This is a genomic window from Burkholderia sp. Ac-20392, assembly GCF_017104585.1.
Classification (GTDB): Bacteria; Pseudomonadota; Gammaproteobacteria; order Burkholderiales; family Burkholderiaceae; genus Burkholderia; species Burkholderia lata.
On the sequence record NZ_JAAGPB010000912.1, the window covers coordinates 1 to 2,059 of the forward strand.

A 2,059-nucleotide genomic window follows, 5' to 3' on the forward strand; every position below is an offset into this window, starting at 1 on the left:
CGCGCGACGTGCCGGCGACGCCGACCGTGACCGACGTATCGCCCGCGACGCTCGCGGGCTGGCTGAAGGAGGCCGCGCCGGGCGAGCTGGCGATCGTCGACGTGACGGCCAGCGCGAACTACGTGAAGCGGCATATCCCGGGCGCGTGGTTCGCCGTGCGGGCGCAGTTGCGTGATGCGCTCGCGGCGATTCCGCCCGCGAAGCGCTACGTGTTCACGTGCGGGTCGAGCCTGCTGGCGCGGTTCGCGGCGGACGACGCCCGCGCGCTGCTGCCGGCTTCGGCTGACATCACGGTGCTCACCGGTGGCACGGCCGCGTGGATCGAGGCCGGGCTGCCGCTCGAAAGCGGCGAGACGCATCTGGCGTCACCGCGCGTCGATCGCTACCGGCGCCCGTACGAAGGCACCGACAACGCGGCGGCTGCGATGCAGGCGTATCTCGACTGGGAATACGGGCTGGTCGATCAGTTGAAGCGGGACGGCACGCATCACTTCAACGTGATCTGACCGATACGGCGTAACGGGGCGCGGCGGTACGTCGTACGCCGCGCCCCGTTGCCGCATGTCGGGTACGTTCCGCGCGTGTCAGCGCTTGAACGTATCGACCGCCGTGCGGCCGACGGCCGGATCGTCGGTGAAGAAGCCGTCGATGCCCGCGCGCAGGTACGCCTGGATCTCGCGTACCGAGCCGGCCGTGTTGCGCGTGGCCGGCGTGCCGCCATCCTTCAACGACGCGGGCAGGAAGTTGTTCTCCGGGCGGAACGTGTACGGATGCACGACCAGGCCGGCTTCGTGCGCATAGCGCACGTACGGCGTCGGCTGCTGCAGCGTGCCGTCCGCGGCGACCGCGATGATCGACGTCTTGTACGGGCCGACGCCGTTCGCATAGGTGGCGACCTCGCGCATGCCGTCGCGCGTCGACAGGTCGCCGTAGGTGCGCTTGTCGTTCGCCTTCACGAAGTCGTACGGGCGCTGGCCGGCTTCGTCCATCAACTGCACGAGCTTCCAGTTCGGCTGGCTCGACTTGATCCGGTTGCGGATGGTCTTCAGGTTCGCGACCTCGAACGACTGGATGTAGACGGTCGCCGTGCGCGCCGTGTACGAATCCTTCAGCAGCGCATCGACGAGACGGTCTTCGAGCGGCAGGCCAATCGACTGGAAGTAGGTCGGATGCTTGGTTTCCGGATACAGGTGGATCGTGCGGCCAGTCTGCGCGGACATCTGCTTCGCGAGCGCGACGATCTCGTCGAACGTCGGAATCTCGAACTGGTCGTTGTACGCGGTGTTCGCGGGGCGCACCTGCGGAATGCGCTCACGGGCGCGCAGCGTCTTCAGCTCGGCGAGCGTGAAATCCTCGGTGAACCAGCCCGTCAGCTCCGCACCGTCGATCGTCTTGGTCGCCTTGCGGCTCGCGAACTGCGGCAGCGTCGACACGTTCGTCGTGCCCGAGATCTCGTTCTCGTGACGCGCGACCAGCACGCCGTCGCGGGTCGACACGAGGTCGGGCTCGATCACGTCCGCGCCGTCCTCGACCGCCTTGCGGTACGACGCGAGCGTGTGTTCGGGGCGCAGCGCGCTCGCGCCGCGATGGCCGACCACCTGGACCTTCGCGGAAATCGGCTGGGTGGGATCGGACGCGACGTCGTCGTCGCCACCGCAAGCAGCGAGCAGGAACGCGGCGGCACAGGCGAACGGGACGTAGCGCAGGGAGGTCGGGCGCTTGAAGAGCATGTCGATGAACCTTCGAAACGGGAGTCGGAAAGGGGCGATCGCTCCGGCGGTGCGGCTGTCGTGGCGTGTCGCACGGAGTCGAATGGGACGCGATCGTCGCACCGAATAATTACATATGTATTACTTGAGCCTTTCCATTCAATATTTTTAGGGCGCGATGCCGGCCGCAGGGTGGTTCTCCGAGGCCTGGCGGGTGGCGCTTTCCGGTCGTCTCGGGCAGGTCGCGGGCCGGATGCACTAAACTTGCGGGAATTTTGCATCGCCGTGCCGGGGCCGACGCCCGCCTGGCGCGACGATGCGGCGACTCGCGGGCCGGCGCGGGCGCCCGG

General features: G+C 67.9%; 2 protein-coding genes. One reads left to right on the forward strand and one right to left on the reverse strand.

Features of this window, described 5'->3' with window-relative positions:
- On the forward strand, window positions 1–506 hold a 506-nt coding region (locus G3N99_RS39650; protein ID WP_277396501.1), incomplete at its 5' end, for a rhodanese-like domain-containing protein.
- A 78-nt stretch (window positions 507–584) separates the two neighbouring features.
- Here the strand turns inward: G3N99_RS39650 and G3N99_RS39655 are convergent.
- A complete protein-coding gene (locus G3N99_RS39655; RefSeq protein ID WP_174935503.1) occupies window positions 585–1,730 on the reverse strand; it encodes a glycerophosphodiester phosphodiesterase in 1,146 nt (381 codons plus the stop codon).
- Between the last annotated feature and the right edge of the window lie 329 nt (window positions 1,731–2,059).